Source organism: Flindersiella endophytica, assembly GCF_054779015.1.
Map to the genome: position 1 here is coordinate 674,789 of NZ_BAAGYY010000024.1, position 15,087 is coordinate 689,875.

16 protein-coding genes are annotated in these 15,087 nt (G+C 68.4%); 11 read left to right on the forward strand and 5 right to left on the reverse strand.

Translation table 11 applies throughout. The features are described 5' to 3' along the window. Positions 1 to 2 precede the first annotated feature (2 nt). Positions 3 to 806: an ABC transporter permease gene (locus ACYVF6_RS30930; protein WP_460526159.1), complete on the forward strand. Its 804-nt coding sequence runs from the start codon at positions 3 to 5 to the stop codon at positions 804 to 806. Positions 807 to 824: 18 nt separating this feature from the next. Here ACYVF6_RS30930 and ACYVF6_RS30935 read toward each other — a convergent pair whose 3' ends face one another. Together ACYVF6_RS30935 and ACYVF6_RS30940 are read right to left on the reverse strand one after the other, a co-directional pair. Beyond that, entirely contained in the window at positions 825 to 1,673 is an 849-nt protein-coding gene (locus ACYVF6_RS30935; protein WP_460526160.1) for an LLM class flavin-dependent oxidoreductase, read from the reverse strand. Positions 1,674 to 1,734: 61 nt separating this feature from the next. Then, the gene (locus tag ACYVF6_RS30940; RefSeq protein ID WP_460526161.1) at positions 1,735 to 2,760 is read right to left on the reverse strand and encodes an aldo-keto reductase family protein; all 1,026 of its coding nucleotides are present in this window, start codon (positions 2,758 to 2,760) and stop codon (positions 1,735 to 1,737) included. A gap of 119 nt (positions 2,761 to 2,879) precedes the next feature. Between ACYVF6_RS30940 and ACYVF6_RS30945 the strand changes: the two genes are divergently transcribed. Next, entirely contained in the window at positions 2,880 to 3,485 is a 606-nt protein-coding gene (locus tag ACYVF6_RS30945; protein ID WP_460526162.1) for a TetR/AcrR family transcriptional regulator, read from the forward strand. An 84-nt stretch (positions 3,486 to 3,569) separates the two neighbouring features. Here the strand turns inward: ACYVF6_RS30945 and ACYVF6_RS30950 are convergent, their stop codons facing one another. Then, complete coding sequence (locus ACYVF6_RS30950; RefSeq protein WP_460526163.1) at positions 3,570 to 4,526, reverse strand: type IV toxin-antitoxin system AbiEi family antitoxin domain-containing protein; 957 nt, start codon at positions 4,524 to 4,526, stop codon at positions 3,570 to 3,572. Between the two features lie 381 nt (positions 4,527 to 4,907). On the opposite strand from ACYVF6_RS30950, the gene ACYVF6_RS30955 reads away from it, so the two are divergent. The 4 genes from ACYVF6_RS30955 (at position 4,908) to ACYVF6_RS30970 (ending at position 8,833) form a co-directional block, all read left to right on the forward strand. Then, positions 4,908 to 6,743 carry a glycosyl hydrolase family 18 protein gene (locus ACYVF6_RS30955; protein ID WP_460526164.1) on the forward strand — a complete coding sequence of 612 codons (1,836 nt, stop codon included), beginning with the start codon at positions 4,908 to 4,910 and terminating at the stop codon, positions 6,741 to 6,743. Between the two features lie 395 nt (positions 6,744 to 7,138). Beyond that, entirely contained in the window at positions 7,139 to 7,291 is a 153-nt protein-coding gene (locus tag ACYVF6_RS30960; protein WP_460526165.1) for a hypothetical protein, read from the forward strand. Next, the gene (locus tag ACYVF6_RS30965; protein ID WP_460526166.1) at positions 7,288 to 8,031 is read left to right on the forward strand and encodes a hypothetical protein; all 744 of its coding nucleotides are present in this window, start codon (positions 7,288 to 7,290) and stop codon (positions 8,029 to 8,031) included. Before ACYVF6_RS30960 ends, ACYVF6_RS30965 begins: the two co-directional genes overlap by 4 nt. Positions 8,032 to 8,062: 31 nt before the next feature. After that, positions 8,063 to 8,833: an NAD(P)-dependent oxidoreductase gene (locus tag ACYVF6_RS30970; RefSeq protein WP_460526167.1), complete on the forward strand. Its 771-nt coding sequence runs from the start codon at positions 8,063 to 8,065 to the stop codon at positions 8,831 to 8,833. Here the strand turns inward: ACYVF6_RS30970 and ACYVF6_RS30975 are convergent. Further along, complete coding sequence (locus ACYVF6_RS30975; RefSeq protein WP_460526168.1) at positions 8,813 to 10,015, reverse strand: MFS transporter; 1,203 nt, start codon at positions 10,013 to 10,015, stop codon at positions 8,813 to 8,815. The genes ACYVF6_RS30970 and ACYVF6_RS30975 overlap by 21 nt on opposite strands. Before the next feature lie 321 nt (positions 10,016 to 10,336). Here ACYVF6_RS30975 and ACYVF6_RS30980 point away from each other — a divergent pair, with 321 nt between their 5' ends. From ACYVF6_RS30980 to ACYVF6_RS31000, 5 genes are all read left to right on the forward strand, one after another. Continuing rightward, positions 10,337 to 11,089 carry a PIG-L deacetylase family protein gene (locus ACYVF6_RS30980; protein WP_460526169.1) on the forward strand — a complete coding sequence of 251 codons (753 nt, stop codon included), beginning with the start codon at positions 10,337 to 10,339 and terminating at the stop codon, positions 11,087 to 11,089. Positions 11,090 to 11,192: 103 nt separating this feature from the next. Then, the gene (locus ACYVF6_RS30985; protein WP_460526170.1) at positions 11,193 to 11,876 is read left to right on the forward strand and encodes an RraA family protein; all 684 of its coding nucleotides are present in this window, start codon (positions 11,193 to 11,195) and stop codon (positions 11,874 to 11,876) included. Then, the gene (locus ACYVF6_RS30990) at positions 11,873 to 12,946 is read left to right on the forward strand and encodes a 2-methylaconitate cis-trans isomerase PrpF family protein (RefSeq protein ID WP_460526171.1); all 1,074 of its coding nucleotides are present in this window, start codon (positions 11,873 to 11,875) and stop codon (positions 12,944 to 12,946) included. Before ACYVF6_RS30985 ends, ACYVF6_RS30990 begins: the two co-directional genes overlap by 4 nt. Before the next feature lie 13 nt (positions 12,947 to 12,959). Beyond that, positions 12,960 to 13,907, forward strand: a complete 948-nt coding sequence (locus ACYVF6_RS30995; protein WP_460526172.1) for a catechol 2,3-dioxygenase — start codon at positions 12,960 to 12,962, stop codon at positions 13,905 to 13,907. Between the two features lie 156 nt (positions 13,908 to 14,063). Next, positions 14,064 to 14,759 (forward strand): GntR family transcriptional regulator, encoded by a 696-nt coding sequence (locus ACYVF6_RS31000; protein ID WP_460526173.1) that lies wholly within the window; start codon positions 14,064 to 14,066, stop codon positions 14,757 to 14,759. Positions 14,760 to 14,834: 75 nt separating this feature from the next. On the opposite strand, the gene ACYVF6_RS31005 is transcribed toward ACYVF6_RS31000, so the two are convergent. Then, entirely contained in the window at positions 14,835 to 15,077 is a 243-nt protein-coding gene (locus tag ACYVF6_RS31005) for a hypothetical protein (RefSeq protein ID WP_460526174.1), read from the reverse strand. Positions 15,078 to 15,087 lie beyond the last annotated feature (10 nt).

The window sequence follows — 15,087 nt, forward strand, 5'->3', positions numbered from 1 at the left end:
GCTTGTCCAGGCTGGCCTTCGTCGTACGGATCTACGCCAAGCTGATCGCGACCCAGTTGCGCGCGCACCTGGAGTACCGCGCGGACTTCTGGATCGGCATCGTCGGCGTGGCGCTGACGCACGGCGCGCCGCTGGTGTTCGTGTGGGCGGTGTTCCTGCGCGTGCCGTCGGTCGGCGGGTGGACGGCGTGGCAGATCGCCTTGCTGTACGGCCTGGCGATCCTGCCACGCGGGCTGGCCGAGCTGCTGTGCGACGGTTCGTGGGCGATGCGGCAGCTCGTCAACCGCGGCGACTTCGACCGGCTGCTGGTGCGGCCGTTGTCTCCCGTCGTCCAGTCGTTGACGTGGATCGCCTCGATCCATGGGATCGGCAGCATCGTGCTCGGCCTGGTGGTCGTGTTGCGCGCCAAGGCCGAGCTCGACCTGTCGTGGGCGTTGTGGGAGTGGGGTTTTCTGCTGCTGGTGCTGGCCGGCTCCGTCCTGCTGATCGGCTCGGTCAACCTCGCGAGCAACAGCGTGGCGTTCTGGGAGCCGTCGGCCAACAGCCAGTTCCCTTACCTGATTGGGCACACGTCGGAGTTCGTGAAGTTCCCGGTACCGGTCTACGGCCGGGCGATCCAGTTCCTGGTGACGTGGGTGCTGCCGTTCGCCTTCATTTCGTACTATCCCGGGTCGGTGCTGCTCGGGATGCCGTCGGCGAACCCCTGGCTCGGTTACTGCTCACCGCTCGCCGGGGTGGCGGCGGCCCTGGTGGCGGCGTTCGTCTGGCGTCAGGGCCTGCGCCGGTACCAGAGCACCGGCAACTGACTCCGCTCTCCCGTGCCCTCAGGCCGCGGCCGGCTGCACGATCTCGTCGGTGAGCCAGCCGACGATGCCTGTGGGATAAGGGTCGGGCAGGCTCAGCACGAAGTGCCGGAAGCCCTTGCCGAGCGCCTCTGTGATCTGGTTCCTCGTGACGGCCGGCTGGTCGTACGACACCATCAGCGCGATCGATCGGGTGATCTCGGCGGGGTCGCGGCCGATCTCGTCGCAATAGCGGTCGAGCAGCCGGCTGCGAGCGGCGAGGTCGTCGATGTCGCCGCCGCCGGGGATGTTCCAGAGGTCGGCGTGCTCGGCGACGACGCGGAGCGTCGACGACGCGCGACCACCGATCATGATCGGAGGGTGCGGGCGCTGCACCGGCTTGGGATTGCCGAACGCGCCGGTGAGCCGGACGTACTCTCCGTCGAAGTCGAACGGCTTGTCCTCGCTCCACAGCCGTCTGATCACCGTGCAGGCTTCGGCCAGGCTCGCGACCGCATGACTGGCGTCGTGGAACGGCAGGCCGTGCGCGTCGTACTCCCGCTTGGCCAGCGGGTGGCTCGGGCGCGAACCGGAGCCGATGCCGAAGTCGAGCCGGCCGTTCGAGACGACGTCGACCGTGGTGGCGATCTTGGCGAGCATCGCGGGCGGGCGGAATCGGTTGCTGGTGACGAGCAGTCCGAGCCGTATCCGCTGTGTCTGGGCGGCGAGCGCGGAGAGCAGCGTCCAGCCCTCGAAGATCGGGCCGTCCACGTCTCCGGCGATCGGCATCAGGTGATCGAACAGCCAGGCGTGCCCGATCTCGGGGATGGCGTCCGCCTCGCGCCAGACCCGCAGGATGTCGTCGTAGCCGACCTGCATGGGCGCGGTCATGATTCCGAAGCTGGGCAGTGGTGTGTGTGGCATGGTGCCGTGGTCCTTTCGGCTGTGTTCTTCAGGCAGCGCGGCGCCGCAGGGTCGGGTCGAGGAGCGAGGGAGGGGTGTCGAACTTCTCGTTCGGCGCCAGGTCCACGCCGGGCGCGACGATGCCGTCGATCGCGTCGAGGACGTCGGTGGAGAGCACTGTGTCCGCCGCGGCGAGCTGCGAGCTCAGATGATCGAGCGTGCGTGGGCCGATGATCGCGCTGGTCACAGCCGGATGCGCGGTCACGAATCCGAGCGCGAGCTGGATCATCGTCAGTCCGGCCTGGTCGGCGACCGCGGCCAGTTGCTCAACGGCGTCGAGCCGGGCCTGGTTGGCGGGGACGGTGAGGTCGAAGCGTTCCGGCACCGTCGCCGAGCGGTTGGTGGCGATGTCCCGGCCCTTGCGGATCGCTCCCGACAGCCAGCCCGAGGCCAGCGGGCTCCAGGCCAGCACGCCGAGCCCGTACTCCTCGGTCACGGGCAGCACGTGGGTCTCGATGCCGCGCTGCAGGATCGAGTAGCCGGGCTGCTCGGTGACGTAGCGGCCGAGGTGACGGTCGCGGGCAGTCCATTGCGCCTGCACGATGCGGTACGCGGGGAACGTCGACGACCCGAAGTACCGGATCTTCCCGGTGCGCTGCAGGTCGGTCAACGCCGACAACGTCTCCTCGTCGCTGGCGGTCGGATCCCAGCGGTGGATCTGGTAGAGGTCAACATGGTCGACACCGAGCCGGCGCAGGCTGTTGTCCAGTTCGGTGACCAGCCAGCGGCGCGAGCTGCCCTGATGGTTGCGCTCGTCGCCCATCCGCAGGTTCGCCTTGGTGGCCAGCACGATGTCGTCGCGGCGGCCGGCGATGGCCTTGCCGACCATCTCTTCGGACTCGCCCGCGCTGTACCAGTCGGCGGTGTCGATGACGTTGATCCCGGCCTCGAGAGCGGCGTCGACGATCGCGGTGGCCTCGGCCTGCGTCGTACGGCCGATCGCTCCGAAGTTCATCGCGCCGAGCGCGAGCGTGCTGACCTGAACGCCGGTACGGCCCAAGGTGCGGTACTCCATGCCTGGTTTTCTCCTTACTCTGGCATCATGGGGGTTAATCGGAACACTGTTCCGTTAACTATACGGAACAGTGTTCCGGTTGGCAACTGGCATGCTGCGCTAGTTGGAAGGATGTGCGCGTGAGCGACAACGAACCGGCGCCCCCGCGGCGACCCAGGCGGGCGGACGCCCGGCGCAACGAGAAGGTCCTGCTCGACGCCGCCGCCGCCGTCTTCGTGACGTCGGGTGTGAACGCACCCGTACGCGACATCGCGGCCAAGGCCGGTGTGGGAACGGGCACGATCTACCGCCACTTCCCCACCCGGGCGGACCTCATCATCGCCGTCTTCCGGCACCAGGTGGAGGCCTGCGCCGCGGCCGGGCCGGAGCTCCTGGCGAGCGCCGAGTCCCCGTACGGCGCCCTGGGTCAGTGGATCAACCTCTTCGTCGACTTCCTGGTCACCAAGCACGGCCTCGCCGAGGTCTTCGCCGGCCAGCCGTCGTCCGACACGGCGGGCTTCGAGGCACTGCACACGTACTTCCTGGACCGGCTCGTGCCCGTGTGCGCACACCTGCTCGAGGCCGCGGCCACCGCGGGCGAGATCCGCTCCGACCTACAGGCGATCGAGCTCATGCGTGGCGTCGGCAACCTCTGCGTCGGCTCCGACACCGACCCCCGCTACGACGCCCGCCGGCTGGTCAGTGTGCTCATAGCCGGCCTCCGCCAACCCCCCGCCCGCGAATGACCACGTTAACCACGTAATTGGCGGGTTAACCACGCCCCGGGGCGTGGCGAACCACCTACTGGCGTGGCGGAGTACGGCGTCGGATCACAGCCCGAGCGCCCGGCGCATCATCTGCTTCAACGCCGACCACTGGTCGGGGTAGAGGTTCGACCACACGATCCTCACGACATCTACGCCGTGTGCCCTCCGAACCCCGTCTTCGCGTCGTTTTTCGCGCCAGACCACGTCGCCTGGGTCCTCTCCGTCCTTGAGGTCGCGGTAGTACTTACGCTTGCCGTCGAACTCCGCGACGACTCGTCGAGCCGGCCATGCGAAGTCGGTACGCGCCAACAGCCGACCAGCGTCGTCGTGGAACTCCACCTGCAACTCCGGTGCGGGCAGCTGAAGCTGCTCGAACACGTAGCGACAAATCGACTCACCCGGCGATTCGGAGCGCCCGTCCGCCCGCGAGACAATGTGACCGGCCCTGATCGCTCCTGGATTGTCCTGCTGCCGCTCCAACTGTTGCAGCAGCTCCTCGGGGGTCAAGCCTTCGCGCAGCGCACTGTCCGCGGTCACCAGACCAGACGCCGGTGGTGCGATACAGGCCAGGTCGACGACTGTCCGGGCCAACGACGTCACCGTGAGCCCGTCCACCTGGACAATCTCGGTCGGATCGAGCCTGCCGACATGATGCTGTATGCCGGCCTCCTTTCGCGACGAATGCCGGTCCGGCCGTGTCAGATGGAGCAACGAGAGGTCGGCCTCGTAGGTGTCCAACGCCCAGACAACGGCGGCGGACCAATGGCTGATCACGCCCCTTTGCTTGACGCGTACGTATGCCGCGCGAATCCGAAGGAGGCTGCGCGCTCTTTCGGAGAGCATGTTCCACAGGCCCTGTTCGACATAGACGCCGGTGCGGATCCGAAGCCACTCGCCCTTGTCGACCAGTCGACGGATCTCATCGGAGTCGTATCCGCTCTCCAGCGCCTGCTGTCTGGTGAACAGACCACTTTGCTCCATCGAGAGGCCGGCCAACGAGCCACGCATCAGAAGGTTCATGCCCCAAGACTCCAGCCCTGGACGGCCACCTGGGCGATATGCCGCGTTGCCTGTGGAAGGCGCCGATCTGTGGACACGCACGCGCCAGCTTTCCGCTCCCGCAGTCCCAGAGTCCCGCGGTCGGGCGCGACTTGCGTACCGCCTCACCAAGCCTCGCCACGCCAGTAGGTGGTTCGCCACGCTCCGGGGCGTGGTTAACCCGCCAATTGCGTGGTTAACGTGGTCATTCGCGCGGCAGGAGCGGAGAAAGTGGGGCATATCGGGCGCGGCGGTCTCGGGAAATAAACTTTTAGGAAAGTTTCTTATTGACTGACCTCGCGTCAGACTCTAGCCTCCATCGCATACGGCACCCGCAGTACACCTGACTGTCAGGAGACCAGGATGTTGAAGCGGCGTAGATGGCGCGCCCTCGCGATGGGCACCGCCTTGGCCCTTCCCTTAGCCACTGCCACGGGACTGTTCACCGCCGGTCCGGCGAGCGCTGCGCCGGTCACCGCCTCCTGTACGAAAACCTCCAGCTGGAGCTCGGGGTTCGAAGCCCGCTGCACGATCACCAACGGAACGACCGCGGCGATCTCGAGTTGGAACCTGCAGTTCGACCTGGCCTCCGGAACGTCGATCAGCTCGTTCTGGGACGCCGCGCACACGGTTTCCGGTAGCCGTCACACGTTCAGCAATCTCGGCTGGAACGGCACGGTCGGTGCCGGCGCGTCGGTGTCGTTCGGTTTCGTCGGTGCCGGCTCCGGCTGGATCTCCGGCTGCTCGGTGAACGGCGGCGGTTGTGACGGCTCCGGCGGTGGTGGCGGCGACACGGCCGCGCCCAGCGCGCCGGGCAACCTGCGTTCGACCGGCGTCACGTCGAGCAGCGTCTCACTGGCGTGGAACGCCTCGACCGACAACGTTGCCGTGTCGGGGTACGACGTCTACCGCGGCTCGACGCTCGCCGACACCGTCACCGGCACGTCCGCGACGGTTTCCGGCCTGTCGGCCAGCACGGCCTACACGTTCACCGTGCGCGCCAAGGATGCCGCGGGCAACGTGTCGGCCGCGTCGAACTCCGTCTCGGCGACCACCAGCAGTGGTGGCGGTGGCGGCGGCGGAGGCTCGAACGTCATCGGCTACTTCACCAACTGGGGCGTCTACGCCCGCAACTACCACGTGAAGAACATCGCGACGAGCGGCTCGGCGTCCAAGCTCACGCACATCATGTACGCGTTCGGCAACGTGACCAACGGCCAGTGCGCGATCGGCGACAGCTACGCCGACTACGACCGCTTCTACGCCGCGGGCGAGAGCGTCGACGGCGTTGCCGACACCTGGGACACCGGCGCGTTGCGCGGAAACTTCAACCAGCTCAGGAAGTTGAAGCGGCAGTACCCGAACCTCAAGGTGCTCTGGTCGTTCGGCGGCTGGACCTGGTCCGGCGGCTTCCCCCAGGCCGCGGCCAATCCGACCGCGTTCGCCAACTCCTGCTACAACCTGGTCGAGGACCCGCGCTGGGCCGACGTGTTCGACGGCATCGACATCGACTGGGAGTACCCCAACGCGTGCGGCCTGACCTGCGACACCAGCGGTCCGAACGCGTACAAGAACCTCATGTCGGCACTGCGCAGCCGGTTCGGCTCGGGCGCCCTCGTGACGTCCGCCATCACGGCCGACGGCTCCAGCGGCGGCAAGATCGATGCGACCGACTACGCGGGCGGCGCGCAGTACGTCAACTTCTACAACGTGATGACGTACGACTTCTTCGGTGCGTTCGACGCCGACGGCCCGACCGCGCCCCACTCGCCGCTGACGTCGTACTCCGGGATTCCCGCCGCCGGCTTCAACACCGACGCGGCGATCCAGAAGCTGAAGAGCAAGGGCGTTCCGGCGAACAAGCTGCTGCTCGGCATCGGCTTCTACGGCCGCGGCTGGACAGGCGTCACACAGTCCACGCCGGGCGGGACGGCCACCGGGCCGGCGCCTGGAACGTACGAACAGGGCATCGAGGACTACAAGGTGATTTCGACCAGATGCCCACCAACCGGCACCATCGCCGGCACGTCGTACGCCTTCTGCGGTGGACAATGGTGGAGTTACGACACACCGGCCACGATTTCCGGCAAGATGTCGTACGCCAAAAGCCAAGGACTCGCCGGCTCGTTCTTCTGGGAACTGTCCGGCGACACCTCCAGCGGCACCCTGATCACAGCTATGCGCTCCGGTCTCGGCTGACCGCTACACAGTCGTGGGCTCGGGGAGGTAAGAGCACCCGGCCGCCTCCTCGAGCCCACCAGTACCACCCAGAGAACCGTGCGGCCGCGTCGCCCCTCGCGGCCGCACGCTTTGTCTCCTTGGAGATGCCGGCCTGCACCGATTCGGCTGAGCAGTGCCTGCACGGTCGCTGACCTGGCTGCACTCCGCCACGCCAGTAGGTGGTTCGCCACGCCCGGGGGCGTGGTTAACCCGCTAATTGCGTGGTTAACGTGGTCATTCGCGACCGCCAGGGCCGTTCGCACTTTTGCCTGTCCGTTGGCTTGGCCCAAAGGGCAAGCATTCGTCGCTTAGAGCCACGAAACTAACTGCCTGAGCCGAATGCCAAGCGAACCAGTGCTTTGGGGGTGATCGGCATGACCGAGCCGGCGGCAGTGGAACCGCCTCGGCTTCCGAATGAGGAGCAGGCCAAGGGACCTGAATTCGTCGACACCGACGATCAGGACAACGATGAGGTCGGCGACCTGGAACTGCCCGAGGACTTCGAGGACGAGGGGGCAGCCAGATGAAGGTCGTCCGGAACGTCAACCAGACAATCGCCGTGGCCAAACGGCAGGTCGCGCGGCCCTCGGCGAAAGCTCCACGCCGGTGGAAGGGCCTCTGCCTGGCGTTCGTCCGTACCTGCTGGGGCTTCCCGCCCACGGGAATCTTCAACGCCAACGAGGCTTGGCGCCGCACGAAGCGCAAGCGGATCAGGGGAACTCCCCCACCCGGCGCGCCGATCTTCTGGGCGGTCGGCCGGCACGGGCATATCGCGTTGTCGGCCGGCAACGGACGCTGCTACAGCAACGACATCCGCCGCAGCGGACGGATCGACCTGGTGCCGATCAGCGAGATCACCCGGAAGTGGGGCGCGCGATACCGCGGCTGGGGCGAGGACTACGTGGGCACCACACTTCCGATCACCCGTAGCACCGGCAGTGCCGGCGGCAGCGGAGGTGGCAGCGGCGGCCGGACCGTCGATCTCAGCAAGCTGATCGCGGCCGCGCAACGCGACCCGAAGCGGCCGCAGGGCGGCACGACCAAGGGGTCGGTCGGCTTCGTACGGATCGTCGAGAACGCCTTGCAGGCTGAGGGTTTGCTGAGCTCGCGCTTCTCGGGCGACGGCTCGTACGGCACGCTGACCGTCAAGGCGTACGCCAAGTGGCAGCGCAAGTGCGGCTTCACCGGCAAGGACGCCAACGGGATTCCCGGTCGCAAGAGCCTGGAGCGGCTCGGGCGGCGGCATCGCTTCAGCGTCACGGGCTGAGCCAGCGCCCTGCGTTCGATAGCGTCGAGGTATGCGCATCGGAGTGCTCGGGCTTGGTGAGGCAGGCAAGCGTTACGCCGCAGAGCTGGCAGCTCACGGCTGGCCGGTCGCGGGGTACGACCCGGCGCCGGTGGAGACACCGCCCGGCGTCACGCGGGCCGCGTCGCCCGCGGACGCCGTGCGGGACGCGGAGCTCGTGGTGTCGCTCACCGGCGCGCGGTTCGCCGTCTCCGTTGCCGAGCTGGCCGCCCCGGCGATGCGCGCCGGCGCCTGTTACGCCGACTTCAACAGCGGGTCGATCGAGACGAAACGCCATGTGGAGCAGGCGTTCGCGGGCACTGGCGTACGAGTGGCCGACGTGGCCGTACTCGCGCCGGTGCCCCGCCGTGGCGCCGCGACTCCTCTGCTCGTCTCCGGGCCGGGCGCCGGCGCGGTGGTGTCGGCAGTACGTGAGCTCGGCGCCGAGGCGGAGGCTCTCGACGCCGAGGTCGGTGTGGCGGCAGGCCGCAAGCTGCTGCGCAGTGTCTTCATGAAGGGCCTGGCGGCGACCGTACTCGAGGCTGTGTCCGCAGGGGCGGCGGCCGGCTGTGAGGACTGGGTACGCCGGCAGATCGCCGGCGAGCTCGGCCCGGACGGGGCCGCGCTGGTCGACCGCCTGATCGACGGGACGCGGGCGCACGCCGGTCGTCGCCTGCACGAGATGGAGGACAGCCGCGCGTACCTCCTCGAGCTCGGCGCGGACACCGCGATCTGCGACGCAACCGTTGCCTGGCTGGAGAAACTAGCCGGGCGCGAGGCGTAGCGGCTGCTGGCATACCAGCGCGATCGTCACCGCACCCAGCACACCTGCCGCCGCGAAGACCGCGCCGAACCGGCCGACCCCGGCGACCCAGCCGATCGCGGTGGCGCGGCTGCCGGCCAGGTAGTAGGCGCCGACGCCTGCGTACACAAGCGTTTGCGCGCTGAACAACCAACCACCGGTCAGGAAGACGACGGTGTACGTCAACGGCAGCGGCAGGTGCACCGCCATCAGCGCGACTCCGCAGGCCGTGAGCACGAACCACGCGACCGCGACCTTCCGCGCGCCGAAGTGATCCGCGAGCCGGGCGGCGGTCGGCATGCCGGCGATGCCGCCGAGGTTGATCACGAGCAGGAAGCTGATGGCCGAGCCGAGGTTGTAGCCGTTGGCGCGCATCATCGTCGGCAGCCACGTGTTGACGCCGTAGACGAGCGGCAGGCCGGCGAACGAGGTGATCCAGAACAGCAGCCTGGCCATGGGTACCTCTGGGGCGAACAGCGTGCGCAGCTGGCTCGCGAGCAGCCCGCCGGACCCGGTGCTGGTGCTGGTGCTCGGGCCGGCCGCCGGCTTGGGCTGGAAGGGCTCGAGCGCGACGCCGTGGCGGTCGGCGAGCTCCTGCGCCTTGCGTGTCACTCCTCTGGCGAGCAGGGACGTCGGCGACTCGGGCAGCAGTACGACGATCAGCGGGACCGCGAGGACGAGCGGGAGCGCCCAGCCAGTAGACCGAACGCCAGCCCAGCGACTCCACCACCGACATCGCCAGCGCACCGGCCAGGGCGCCGCCGGGCCTGGTGGGCGGTCATCACGATGGCGCCGCGGAGGGTTCTTGCGATGCGCCGGCGCGTACTCCATGACCATCGCGATCGCCGTCGGCAGCAGGCCGCCGAATCCGATGCCGGCGGCGAACCGGGCGATGCCGAACGTGGTCGGCGTGGGGACGAGCGCGCAGGCGGCCCACGCGATCGCGAAGAGGATGACGCTGGCGACGATCAGCCGGCGGCGGCCCACGCGTTCGGTGATCACGCCGGATCCGAGGGCGCCGATCAGCATGCCGAACGTCGTGAGGCTGCCGATTTCGCCCGCGGTGACCGGAGTCAGGCCGAAGTCGTGGTCGGCGAGGACGCCGGGCAGCACGGCGCCGTAGACGAACAGGTCCAGACCGTCGAGCAGGACGACGACCAGCACAGCACGGTCACGCGAATGGCCGACCGGCCCGAGGCGGTGGCTGTGACGCCGATGGCGTTTGCTGATTGCACGCACTTCCGTCGACGCGATTGTCGACGCGATTGCCGACGCGATTGTCGACGCGATTGCCGACGCGATTGCCGACGCGATTGCCGACGCGATTGCCGACGCGATTGCCGACGCGATTGCCGACGCGATTGCCGACGCGATTGCCGACGCGATTGCCGACGATAATGTAGACAATCTTGTAGACGAAATCGTTGACTATCGTGTGCGCCCGGTCCGATACTGGGCTCGGCGGAACCGGTCGAGGAGGGACGGATGTCCGAGACTCCAGAACGTGCGACGCCGGGCGGCGGCCTGCTCGTGGTCAGCGCCCACGCCGGCGACTTCGTGTGGCGGGCAGCAGGCGCGATCGCACTGTCCACCAAACGCGGCGAGCGCGCCACGGTGGTCTGCCTCAGCTACGGCGAACGCGGCGAGTCCGCGCGGGCCTGGCGGGAAGGCAAGCAGCTCGAGGAAATCAAGGCCATCCGCCGTACCGAAGCATCCGCGGCGGCCGCCGCGCTGGGGGCCGACATCCGCTTCTTCGACGCGGGCGACTATCCGCTGGCGGAGTCCCCCGAGCTCGTCGACCGCCTGGTGCACGTCTATCGCGAGCTGGCGCCGACGGTGGTGCTCACCCACACTCTGGCCGACCCGTACAACGGCGATCACCCCGCCGCGGCCCGGATGGCCTTGCAGGCAAGGATCCTGGCCCAGGCGATCGGATACGACGCGCCGGGCTCACCGCTGGGCGCACCACCAGTCTTCTGCTTCGAGCCCCACCAACCCGAACAGTGCGACTTCCACCCGGACGTACTCCTCGACATCACCGACGTCTTCGACCGCAAGCGCGAGGCGATGGAGTGCCTGCCGGCGCAACAACACATGTGGGACTACTACACCGACCTCGCCAAGCGCCGTGGTGTGCAGCTGAAGCGCAACGCCGGCCCGAACCTCGGCCTCCCCCACACCACCATGGGCGAGGCCTACCAGCGCCTGTTCCCCCAGGTGACGAGCGTGCTGGCATGAAGCCGTCCGTCCAGCGGCCGCCGTCGCCGACGGCGCTCAGAATCACGGCCGGTGCGGCCGGTCGTTCGCAGTTGCCCAGTTCCCGAGCCAGCAAGGCGTTCGCATGAAACCTGTCATCGTTACCGATCCGCCGCGTGCGCCGCTCGAGGCGGTCGACAAGCTCGCCGAGTTCGGCGTTGCCACCGTGCACGAAGCCCTTGGCCGGATCGGCTATCTCGGTCCGCAACTGCGGCCCATCCAGGACGGTGTACGCGTCGGCGGCACCGCCGTCACCGCGCTGTGCTGGCCCGGCGACAACCTGATGATCCACGCCGCCGTCGAGCAGTGTCGGACCGGTGATCTGCTGGTCGTGACGACCACTTCGCCGTGCAGCGACGGCCTGTTCGGCGACTTGCTCGCGACCGCGCTGAAGCACCGCGGCGTCCGCGGTCTCGTCACCACCACCGGCGTACGCGACGTCATGGACCTGCGCGCGATGGGCTTCCCCGTCTGGTCCGCCGCCGTCAGCGCGCAAGGAACGGTCAAGGAGACCGGCGGCGCCGTGAACGTCCCCATCGCGATCGGCGGTCAGATCGTCCAAGCCGGCGACGCGATCATCGCCGACGACGACGGCGCGATGTGTGTACCCCGCCCGGCCGTCGTCGAGGCCATCCGCGCCGCCCGCACCCGTACGGACACAGAAGCCAAGGCCCGCGAGGCGTTCGAAGCCGGCGAGCTCAGCCTCGACCGCTACGACCTGCGCCAGAAGCTCGCCGACCTCGGCGTCGTCTACCGGAGAGCGCAGTGACCGGCGTCCGCTGCATGCTGATGCGCGGCGGCACCTCCAAGGGCGCCTACTTCCTCGCAGCCGACCTCCCGACCGACCCTGCCGAACGCGACGACCTGCTGCTGCGCATCATGGGCACCCCCGACCCGCGCCAGATCGACGGCATCGGCGGCGCGCATCCCCTTACCAGCAAGGTCGCGATCGTCTCGCCCGCACCGCCCGGCAGCGACGACCGCGACGTCGACTACCTGTTCCTGCAGCTCGGCGTCGACGAGCCCACCGTCTCCGACCGCCAGAACTGCGGCAACCTGCTCGCCGGCGTCGGCCAGTTCGCCGTCGAGCGCGGTCTTGTCCCGGCCGAGCCCGACCGTACGACGGTTCGCATCCGGCTGGTCAACACCGACAGCATCGCCGTGTCGACGTTCGCCACACCCGGAGGCGAGGTCGGCTACGCGGGTACGACCGCCATCTCCGGCGTACCCGGCACCGCCGCCGCCGTCGACCTGGACTTCGAGGACACCGAGGGCTCGATCGCCGGCAGCCTGCTCCCCACCGGCAACGTCCGCGACGAGATCGACGGCATCGAGGTGACCTGCGTCGACAACGGCATGCCGGTGGTCGTCGCGCGCGCAGCCAACCTCGGCGTCACCGGCACCGAGACAGCCGGCGCACTGGCGGACGACAAGGCGCTCGCCGACCGGATCCAGTCGTTGCGTACGAAGGCCGGCGAGAAGATGGGCCTGGGCGACGTCACCACCACTTCCGTGCCCAAGACCACGCTGGTCGCCGCACCCACCGAAGGCGGCGCGATCCGCACGTGGACGTTCATCCCCGTACGCCTCCACTCGTCGATCGGCGTACTCGGCGGCGTGAGCGTCGTGACCGCCCTGCTCCTGGACGACGCGGTGGGCCACGAGCTCTTCGTACCGCCGCAGGAGGGGTCCGCCGTCGAGATCGAGCATCCGACCGGGAAGCTCGCGGTCGGCGTCGAGCTCGACCGGCCGTCGTCCGGCCCGATCCGGGTACGACGCTCGACCGTCATCCGTACGGCCCGCAAGCTGTTCGACGGCGTCGTCTATCCCCGGCCCTGAAATGGAGAAGCCCTTGCTTCGGCACGAGATCGCGCACCTCGGACACGTCGAGCTGCTGACGCCCGAGCCGGAACGCAGCCTGGACTTCTTCGTCCGGGTCCTCGGCCTGACGGAGAACGGCAGCTCCGGCGACTCGGTTTATCTGCGTACGTGGGACGACTACGAGCAGCACAGCCTCACGCTCACGGCCGCGCCGACGTCCGGCATCGGCGTGACGGCGTTCCGTGCGTCGAGCGCGGACGCCCTGCAGCGGCTGGTGACCGCGATCGAGGCGTCCGGTGTGGGCATCGGCTGGAGCGACGGCTCCAGCGACACCGGCATCGGCCCGGCGTACTGCTTCCGCGATCCGGACGGGCACGCGATGGAGGTCTACTGGGAGACGTCGTGGTACCAGGCGCAGGACGAGCTGCGGCCGGCGCTGAAGAACCAGGCCCAGGCCTACCCCGCGCGCGGTGTCTGCGTTCGCCGCCTCGACCACGTCAACTACCTCGCGCGTTCCGCCTCAGACAACGGCCGGTTCGTGTGCGACGTGCTGGGCGGGCGGGTGACCGAGCAGATCCAGCTCGACAGCGGCGTGATCTCGGGGCAGTGGACGCATTTCGCCCAGAAGTCGTACGATCTGGTCTACACGAACGACTTGACCGGCTCGAGCGGACGCCTGCACCACATCGCATTCGCCACCGACACTCGCGAAGACATCCTCCGGGCTGCGGACATCGCGATCGACAACGGCGTTTTCATCGAGACAGGGCCGCACAAACACGCGATTCAGCAGACCTTCTTTCTCTATGTCTACGAGCCCGGCGGCAACCGGATCGAACTCTGCAACCCGACCGCGCGGCTGATCTTCGCGCCGGATTGGGAGCCCATCACCTGGACCGAGGCCGAACGGGCAAAGGGCCAGGCGTGGGGTCTGCAAACGATCGAGTCGTTCCACACGCACGGCACCCCGCCGACGTAGAAGCCGCAGCCCGGCACCCCCGGGCAGATGGCTACGTTTCTGTAGACAATCTTGTAGCCAAGATTGTCTACAGGATGATCTATGAAATCGTCACCATTATCGTCTTTGAGATCGTTGACAAGATTGTCGACGATCGTGTCAGCAAAGGTGTAACCAATGTCTGCGACAGAAAGGGCCGCGGTGGCCAAAACCGCCGAAGGCCACCCCGTAACGCTCGTCGACGCGATCCGCGACGCCATCACCAGCGGCGGCTTCGCGCCGAACCAGCGGCTGGTCGAGGCTGAGCTGTCCGAACGATTCTCCGCCGGACGTGCGACCGTTCGAGCTGCCCTTGTTCAACTGGCCGGCGAAGGCCTGGTCGAGCGGATCCAGAACCGCGGCGCCCGCGTACGTGCCATCACGCTCGAGGAAGCCATCGAGATCACCGAGATCCGCATGGTGGTCGAGGGCCTGTGCGCCGCACGCGCCGCCTCCCGCGCCACCGACGCCGACCGCCGCGAGCTGCGCGCCCTCGGCGACCAGATGAAGAAGGCGGTCGCGGGCGGCGACGTACTCGGGTACTCCGAGCTCAACAAGCAGCTCCACGCACTGATCATCCGGATCAGCGGGCAGCAGACCGCCCGCCAGGTGATCGGACGTCTGCGCGGCCAGAACGTCCGACATCAGTTCCGGCTCGCGATGCATCCCGGGCGTCCGAACGTCTCGCTCCCCCAGCACCTGGAGATCATCAAGCTGATCTGCGCCGGCAAGCCCGTCGCCGCTGAGGGCGCGATGCGCGAGCACCTGCGCAGCGTCATCGATGCCCTGCCGCAGGTGGAAGCCGCCCAGCAGCCCCAGCTCCACGCCAACTGAATCAGCCGCCGCGCGGATCCGCGTGACCGCCCACTCCGGCGCCCTTAGCTCCTACGCCGCCGGCGCGGGTGAGCGTCAGCAGTCCCGCCTCGGCCAACGCCTGGAGCAGCCACTCCGCCGCGGTGACGACCTCGAGCGCAGTGGTGTCGATGGTGAGCTCCGCGTCGGACGGCTCCTCCTACGGTTCGGACACGCCGTGAACACCCGTAGCTTCCCCGCCCTGGCCAGGGCGTACTGCTCTTCACGCCGAAGCTCGCACGCCTCGATCGGCGTCGCGAGATGGACGAGGACGAACGTTCCGCCTGCGTCCTCGACCATGCGGCGCACC